This is a genomic window from Candidatus Polarisedimenticolia bacterium, assembly GCA_036004685.1.
GTDB lineage: Bacteria > Acidobacteriota > Polarisedimenticolia > Gp22-AA2 > AA152 > DASYRE01.
Window position 1 is genome coordinate 122,119 of the sequence record DASYRE010000024.1, and the last position, 7,686, is coordinate 129,804.

Below are 7,686 nucleotides of genomic sequence, written 5' to 3' on the forward strand. Positions count from 1 at the left end.
AAGGATCCGAGGAGAGATCGATGCGCATGAGCGGTTCGAGGATGGCACGAGCTGCGGTCCCGTGCTTCGTTCTGTGGGCCGCCGTTCTCGGCACGGCCTGCCGGCGCGCCGAGAAGCAGTCCCTCTCCCCGCCGCAGCCGCAGCAACAATCCGCGGTGCCGGCGCCCGGGATGGGCGCGCCGCCGCTCGTCGACTCGCGCGGCCACGCGGTCCCGAGCGCTCCCGGAGGCGGCGAGGCGCCTGCCGGAGGTCAGCTGACCTGGAGCGTCCCGGCCGGATGGGTCGAGGAGCCCCCCTCCTCGTCGATGCGCAAGGCCCAGTACGCGCTGCCCGCCGCGGCGGGGGACCCCGAAGGGGGACAATGCGCCGTCTTCTACTTCGGCCCGGGACAGGGAGGCGACATCCAGGCCAACATCGACCGCTGGGCGAGCCAGCTCACCGACGCCTCCGGCGGCCATCCGACTCCGACCGTGGCGGAGTCGAACGCCGGCGGCCGGAAGGTCCTGAAAGTGAGCATGGAGGGGACCTACACGAACTCTCCCATGATGGGCGGCGATTCCGCCCCGAAACCGGGGACGCTCCTTCTCGGAGCGATCGTCGAGGGGGCGGACGCCAACTGGTTCTTCAAGTGCACCGGCCCGAAGAAGACGATGGAGTCGCACCGCCAGGAGTTCGACTCGCTCATCGCCTCGGTGCGCGCTTCCTGAAGCGCCCGACCAGGCTCCCTAGCAACCGCCGAGCCGCATTCGATTCGAGGGTCTCCATCCATGCGAGTCCAGACCCCGCGACTGGAGCTGATCGCCTCCACGGCCGAGATGGCCCGCGCCGAGATCGAGGACCGAGGCCGTCTCGCCCGCCTGACGGGGGCGCGCGTCCCGGCAGGATGGCCGCCTCCCTTGAACGACGCGGCTTCCCTCGACTATGCCGTGCGCTACCTTGAAAGAGATCCGGCGAACGTCGGCTGGGGAGTGTGGTACTTCGCGCTGCCGGCGCCGGCGGAGCTGCTGCTGATCGGGAAAGGGGGCTTCAAGGGACGGTATTCTCCCGACGGCACGGTGGAGGTGGGCTACTCGGTGATGGAGGACAAGCAGCGTCAGGGATATGGGACCGAAGCCGCGGGCGGCATGATCGCCTGGGCCTTCTCCCACCCCGAGGTGAACCGGGTCATCGCCGAGACCTACCCCGATCTGCGCGCTTCGATCCGCGTCATGGAGAACAACGGGATGCGCTTCCTCGGGATCGGCTCGGAAGAGGGGATCGTCCGCTACGGGATCACGCGGAACGAGTTCGCCAAGCGCCCCTCACCGCTTCGCTAGCGATCCCTTTTCAGGAGAAGGCTTGGGACTGCTCTGGATCGCCCTGATCCTGGGGATGGTGGAGGGATTGACCGAGTACCTCCCGGTCTCCTCCACGGGGCACCTGATCGTGGCCGGGGCGCTGGTGGGGCTGCAAGGGGAAAAGGCGAAGACCTTCGAGATCTTCATCCAGCTCGGCGCGATCCTGGCGGTCGTGATCTACTACCGCCGGCGCTTTCTCGGCCTGCTGAGCTTCAAGGCGCGGGAGGAGAGGCGATTCGCCGGCCTGCATGGCTGCATGATGCTCGCCGTCACGACCCTGCCCGTCCTGGTGGCCGGGTTCCTCCTGCACGACTTCCTGAAGGCCCACCTCTTCTCCCCGCTCACGGTGGCCTGGGCGCTGGGCGCCGGCGGGATCGCCATCCTGCTCGTCGAGCAATGGCACCCTCGTCCCGAGACCGTCGGGCTGGATCGGATCGGCCTGGGGCAGGCCCTTGCCATCGGCCTGTTCCAATGCCTGGCGCTGTGGCCCGGGGTCTCCCGCTCGGCCGCCACGATCCTGGGCGGGATGCTCGGCCGCATCGATCGCAAGACCTCCGCAGAATACTCCTTCTTCGCCGCCGTTCCGGCGCTGACGGCCGCGACCGCTTACGATCTCTACAAGTCCAGGTCCTTCCTGAGCGGCGGCGACGTGCCGTTCTTCGCCGTGGGGTTCATCGTGTCGTTCCTGTTCGCCTGGCTCGCCGTGGCGTGGCTCCTCCGCCTCCTGCAGCGCCATTCCCTGCGCCCCTTCGCCTGGTACCGGATCCTGATCGCTCCCGTCATCTATTACTTCGCCCGGTCCTGAGTGCCGGCCGAAGGCTTGGATCGTCCGGAGTCGGCCGATCCCGGGCCGGCTTAGGGTCGGACGAGCAGGCGCCCGGCGAGTCCGCCCGTTCCCCTCGGACTGCCCATCAAACGCTCTCCGGTGGTATCCTTGGGCATTCAGGGTTTCGTGAGATCGGTGCCGGGCGCGGGAGGAATCGATGGCGCGTCTTCGACTCCGCGTGGCTTGCCTCGTCCTGGCGGTGACGGTCGGGACGAAGCCGGGATTCCCGCTCGTCACGCCGCGGCTGCGCGACGGGACGCCCCGGGGAATCGCCGATCCTCCCGCGGCGGCGCGCGTCACGATGCCGGCGGTGTGGTTCGTCGAGCTGGCGAGCGCGCCGCTGGCGGAGGCGAATCCCGCCGACCAGCCGGCGTACCTGCGAAAGCTGCGCCTGGAGAAGGAAGCGTTCCGGCTCGAAGCATCCCGACGGCGGCTTGTTTGGCGGGAGCGCTTCACCTACAACCGGCTCTGGAACGGCGTCTCGCTGGCCATCGATCCGGCCGAGGTCATGACGCTCGCTCAGATCAAGGGAGTGACGGCAATCTATCCGGTCACCGAAGTCGAGCCGGGGGAGCGGATTCTCGCGAAGGATGCCATCGCCGGCGGCGGGCGGTGGTCCGGCGAGGCGGCACCCGCTTCCGGCGGTCTCGCCGCCGCCCTTTCGATGGTGGGGGCCGATCGGATCCAGGCAGCGGGGATCGACGGCGCGGGCGTCCGGGTCGCCCTGATCGACACCGGAATCGACTACCTGCACCCCGACCTGGGGGGAGGCTTCGGGCCGGGATTCCGGGTCGAAGGAGGATTCGACCTGGTGGGGGACAACTACCGGGGCCCGGGCAACACGCCGCTTCCCGACGCCGACCCGCGCGACTGCAACGGCCACGGGACCCACGTCGCCGGCATCCTCGCGGGGCGTGGCGCCGTCACCGGCGTGGCTCCCGGCGCCACGCTGCGAGCCTACAAGGTCTTCGGCTGCGTCGGAGGGACGCTGGCCGACATCGTCCTGGCGGCGATGGAGCGTGTCCTCGGCGACGGGAGCCGAGTGGTGAACCTGAGCCTCGGCAACGCGTTCCAATGGCCGCACTACCCGACGGCGCGCGCCGCGGACAACCTGGTGAACCATGGCGTCGTCGTCGTGGCCTCGGCCGGCAACGACGGAGACAGCGGCCTCTTCTCGCTTGATGCGCCGGGGGTGGGGCGCAAGACGATCGGCGTGGCGTCGACCGACAGCGCCAAGGTCCACACGCGGTCGTTCCGCGTCCTGGGAGGGGGCGACGTCGGCTACTTCCCGGTCGACCAGGCCCTGCCGCCGCCGCTTTCGGGATCGGCTCTCGTCCAGGACGTCGGGCACGGCTGCCTGAGCGACCGCGCCCTGTTCACCGGCGTGGCCGGGAAGGTGGCGGTCATGAGCCGCGGGCAGTGCGCGCCCCGGCAGAAGGTGCTCAACCTGCACAACGCCGGCGCCGCCGCCGTGCTGATCTACAACGACGAGCCGGGCGTCTTCCTGGAGACCTTCGAGGATCCTCCGATCTTTTTCCCCGTCGCCACGCTCTCCCGCGAGGACGGCACGGCGCTGGCGGCGCGCGCCCGCTTTCCGACGACGCTCGTCTGGACCAGCGATTTCACCGACGTCGCCAACGCGACGGGGGGCCTGGTTTCACCCTTCAGCGCTTATGGAGAGAGCCCCGATCTGGAGCTCAAGCCGGACCTGGCGGCGCCGGGGGCGCTCGTCTTCTCCACGCTGCCGCTGGCGCGCGGCAGCTACGGATTGAGGAGCGGGACGTCGATGGCCGCGCCGTTCGTCGCGGGAGCGGCGGCGCTGCTGATCGAGGCGGAGCCGAACGTCCCCAGCCAGCGGGTGAGGGACATCCTGCAAAACGCCGCGCTGCCGCGGGCGTGGCGCAAGAATCCGGACGGCGGGGGGCTCGAGCCGATCCAGCATGAAGGGGCCGGCCTGGTCGATGTCGAAGCGGCCCTCCAGGCCGATCTGCGCGTCGGGCCGGGAAAGATCTCGCTGGGCGAGATGGAAGGGGCGAGCGTCCGGCGCGCTCTGGAGATCGAGAACCGGAGCGCCTCGGCCCTCGCCCTCGCTTTCTCTCATGCTCCGGCCAAAGCCGTTCTTCCCGGGGGGCCTCCCGTCAAGGCCGCCGACGGGGCCGCCACGGTGAGCTTCGACCCGTCCCGCCTCGTTCTGCCGGCCGGCGGCAAGGCGACCGTTGAAATCGGCTTCACGCCGCCGGAGGGGCTGCCCGAGGGAAGCCTGTTCGGAGGATTCCTGGCGATCGCGCCGGAAGGGGCAGGGCGCACCGTGCGCGTTCCCTACGCCGGCTTTCAAGGGGACTATCAATCGATCGTCGCCATGAACCCCGACGCCTCGCCGTTCGGCAATCCGATCCTGCGCCCCGACTTCGAATTCGGTCCCAGCTCTCCGCTGACGATCGAGCCGCTTCACCATCAGGCGGCGATCGTCTTGTTCCACCTCCGGCATCCCGTCCGGCGCCTGCGCCTCGAGCTGTTCGACACGCCGAGCGGCCGCAGCCGCGGGCGCCTCGCCGAAGCCGGCTACTTCCCCCGCAACGGCACGGCCGAGGAGTTCTTCTTCCTGTTCTGGGACGGGCGGGACTCGCAGGGCGACCCGCTGCCGGCGGGATCGTACGTGCTGCGGCTCGCGGCCCAGAAGGCCCTCGGGGACGACGACAATCCCGCCCATTGGGAGATCTGGACCTCCCCGCCGGTGACCGTTCTCCGGTGATCGTGTAAACTACCCCGCTCGCTCCGGCCGCGCCGCGCCGCGGAACTCCCCGAGGATTCCTTGGAGCTGATTCGAAAGTTCTTCGAGAACGTCTACAACGTCCAGAGGCTGATCGAGATTGGGGGCCTCGCGGGGATGTTCGCGGTGGTCTTCGCGGAGACGGGGCTGCTCATCGGCTTCTTTCTCCCGGGAGACTCGCTCCTGGTGGCGGCGGGATTGTTCGCTGCCCGCGGCAACCTGAACATCGTCTCGCTGAACCTGGCGCTGATGGTGGCCGCCATCGCGGGAGACGCGACCGGGTACTGGATCGGCTACCGCGCCGGCAAGGCGATCTACGATCGCCCCGACTCGTTCTTCTTCCGCCGCAAGCACCTGCTGGCCGCCCATGAGTTCTACGAGAAGCACGGCGGCAAGACGATCATCATCGCGCGGTTCATGCCGATCATCCGCACCTTCGCCCCCGTCGTGGCGGGGGCGGGCACGATGAGCTACCCGCGGTTCGCCAGCTACAACGTGATCGGCGGGATCCTCTGGGTCGCCTCGATGACCCTCACCGGCTACTTCCTCGGCCAGGCCATTCCCGACCTGGAAAAGCACATCCACCTCGTCGTCGCGATCGTGATCTTCCTGTCGCTGCTGCCCGGAATCATCGCGTACCTCCGGGCGCGCCTCCAGTCGCGCCGTCGTGGTGGCCCGCCGCCGGCGGCTTTGATGTAAAATCCCCGCTCCGGCCCCTGCCGCCGCCGTGCCCACTCCCGGAGACTGCCATGCGCCGATCCTTGGTTCCGCGAGGCATGAGCCCGAGACGCGCCACGCGAGCGTGGCTCGCCGCGTCGCTCCTGGCCCTCCTGGCGTCGCTTCCGGCGGCGCAGGGGTCGCCGGCCGGGGCGCGAGCCCCGCGTCCCGGCCCCCGCAAGGTCTCCACGGCCAAGACGCCCTCCAAGCTGGCCCAGTTCCTCGAGATGTACAGCTCGTTGTACCGGGAGGTGCGCTACGAAGCCCAGAAGGCGGAATGGGCCGCGAGCACCGACGTCACGCCGGAGCACGTCGGAGGGCGCATCGCCGGCGACAAGGCGCTGGCCGCCTTGGTCGGCTCGACCTACGTGATCCAGAACGCCAAGCAGTTCCTCGCCGGCGCCGCGAGCCTCGCGCCGCTCGACGCGCGCCAGCTCAAGAAGATCCTCCTGGGCGCCGCCGAATCGCCCGGGACGATTCCGGAGGTCGTGGCGAAGCGGGTCGAGGCGGAAGCGAAGCAGTCCAGCATCCTCGATTCGTTCGAGTTCTGCCTCGAGCGGGACGGCAGCCGGTGCGTCAAGCCGACGACCGCGAACGGCATCGACGATATCCTCGAGAACTCGAGGGACCTTGCCGAGAGGCTCCGCGCCTGGAACGCCTCCAAGGAGGACGGAGGGCCGCTCAAGCCGGGGCTGGTGGAGCTGCAGGGCCTCCGGAACGCCGTGGCGAAAGAGATGGGCTACCGCTCCTTCTTCGATCTCCAGGTGGCGGACTACGACATGACCGTGGACGAGATGATGGCGATGCTCGAGGGATTCTTGAAGGACATGGAGCCTCTCTACCGCGAGGTCCATTGCTGGACCAAGTACGAGCTGGCGAAGCGCTACGGCAAGCCCGTGCCGAGGCGGATTCCGGCGCACTGGATCAACAACCGCTGGGCCCAGAACTGGGTCGGAATCGTCGAGGGCGTGGAGCTGGATCCCTACTTCAAGGACAAGACGCCCGAATGGATCGTGCGCAAGGCCGAGGCGTTCTACGTGTCGATGGGCTTCCGGGCGCTGCCGGAGTCCTTCTATATGCTGTCGGATCTCTATCCCGTGCCGGAGGGATCGGATCGGAAGAAGAACACTCACGCGTCGGCCTGGGACATGGACCTCGCCGGGGACGTCCGCTCGCTGCAGAGCATCCAGGCCGACAGCCAGTGGTTCTCCACGGCGCACCACGAGCTGGGCCACATCTATTACTACCTCTCCTACGACCGGCCGGGCGTCCCCATCGTCCTGCGGGAAGGGGCGAACCGCGCCTTCCACGAGGGAATCGGGGAGTTGATCGCCCTGGCCTCCCGGCAGCAGCCCTATCTCGCCGGCGTCGGAATCCTTCCGGCCGGCAAGTCGCTCGACCAGCAGAAGTGGCTGCTCAACGAGGCGCTCGAGGAGACCGTCCCGTTCATTCCGTGGTCGGCGGGGACGATGTCGCACTGGGAGCGCGATCTCTACGAAGGAAACCTGCCGCCCGATCAATTCAACCGGCGGTGGTGGGATTACGTCGCGAAGTTCCAGGGGGTGGATCCGCCGGAGCCGCGCGGCGAGGAGTTCTGCGACGCCGCCACCAAGACGCACGTCAACGACGATCCGGCCCAGTACTACGACTACGCCATCGCCACCGTGCTGAAGTACCAGCTGCACGACAAGATCTGCCGGGACATTCTCAAGCAGGATCCCCACTCGTGCAGCTACTACGGCAGCAAGCCGGTGGGCGACTTCCTCCGATCGATCCTCGAGCAGGGAGCGATGAAGCCGTGGCGCGACGTGATCCGGGAAGCCACCGGCTCGGAGCTGAGCACCAAGCCGATGGTCAACTACTTCGAGCCGCTTCGGATGCAGCTGAAGAAGGAGAACGCGGGAAGACAGTGCGGATGGGATTGACGGCCGCCCTGGGTCGAGCCTGCCTGCTGGCCTGCCTCGCCGCCGCGGCGCCGCCGGCGCCGGCGGCGGAGCCCGCGATCCTGGACAACTCCTTCCTGGTCGAGGAGGCCT

At 68.7% G+C, this 7,686-nt stretch carries 6 protein-coding genes; all 6 read left to right on the forward strand.

Features of this window, described 5'->3' with window-relative positions; genetic code table 11:
* The first annotated feature begins 26 nt into the window (after nt 1–26).
* The 6 genes from VGR67_05750 to VGR67_05775 all read left to right on the forward strand — a co-directional run bounded on the left by VGR67_05750 (nt 27) and on the right by VGR67_05775 (nt 7,575).
* Complete coding sequence (locus VGR67_05750; GenBank protein HEV8335900.1) at nt 27–707, forward strand: hypothetical protein; 681 nt, start codon at nt 27–29, stop codon at nt 705–707.
* Between the two features lie 60 nt (nt 708–767).
* A complete protein-coding gene (locus VGR67_05755; protein HEV8335901.1) occupies nt 768–1,316 on the forward strand; it encodes a GNAT family N-acetyltransferase in 549 nt (182 codons plus the stop codon).
* A 22-nt stretch (nt 1,317–1,338) separates the two neighbouring features.
* Nucleotides 1,339–2,142, forward strand: coding sequence for an undecaprenyl-diphosphate phosphatase (locus VGR67_05760; protein ID HEV8335902.1), 804 nt, complete (start codon nt 1,339–1,341; stop codon nt 2,140–2,142).
* A gap of 178 nt (nt 2,143–2,320) precedes the next feature.
* Nucleotides 2,321–4,915 (forward strand): S8 family serine peptidase, encoded by a 2,595-nt coding sequence (locus VGR67_05765; protein ID HEV8335903.1) that lies wholly within the window; start codon nt 2,321–2,323, stop codon nt 4,913–4,915.
* A gap of 60 nt (nt 4,916–4,975) precedes the next feature.
* Nucleotides 4,976–5,632: a VTT domain-containing protein gene (locus tag VGR67_05770; GenBank protein ID HEV8335904.1), complete on the forward strand. Its 657-nt coding sequence runs from the start codon at nt 4,976–4,978 to the stop codon at nt 5,630–5,632.
* Nucleotides 5,633–5,682: 50 nt separating this feature from the next.
* The gene (locus tag VGR67_05775; protein ID HEV8335905.1) at nt 5,683–7,575 is read left to right on the forward strand and encodes a M2 family metallopeptidase; all 1,893 of its coding nucleotides are present in this window, start codon (nt 5,683–5,685) and stop codon (nt 7,573–7,575) included.
* Nucleotides 7,576–7,686: the final 111 nt, after the last annotated feature.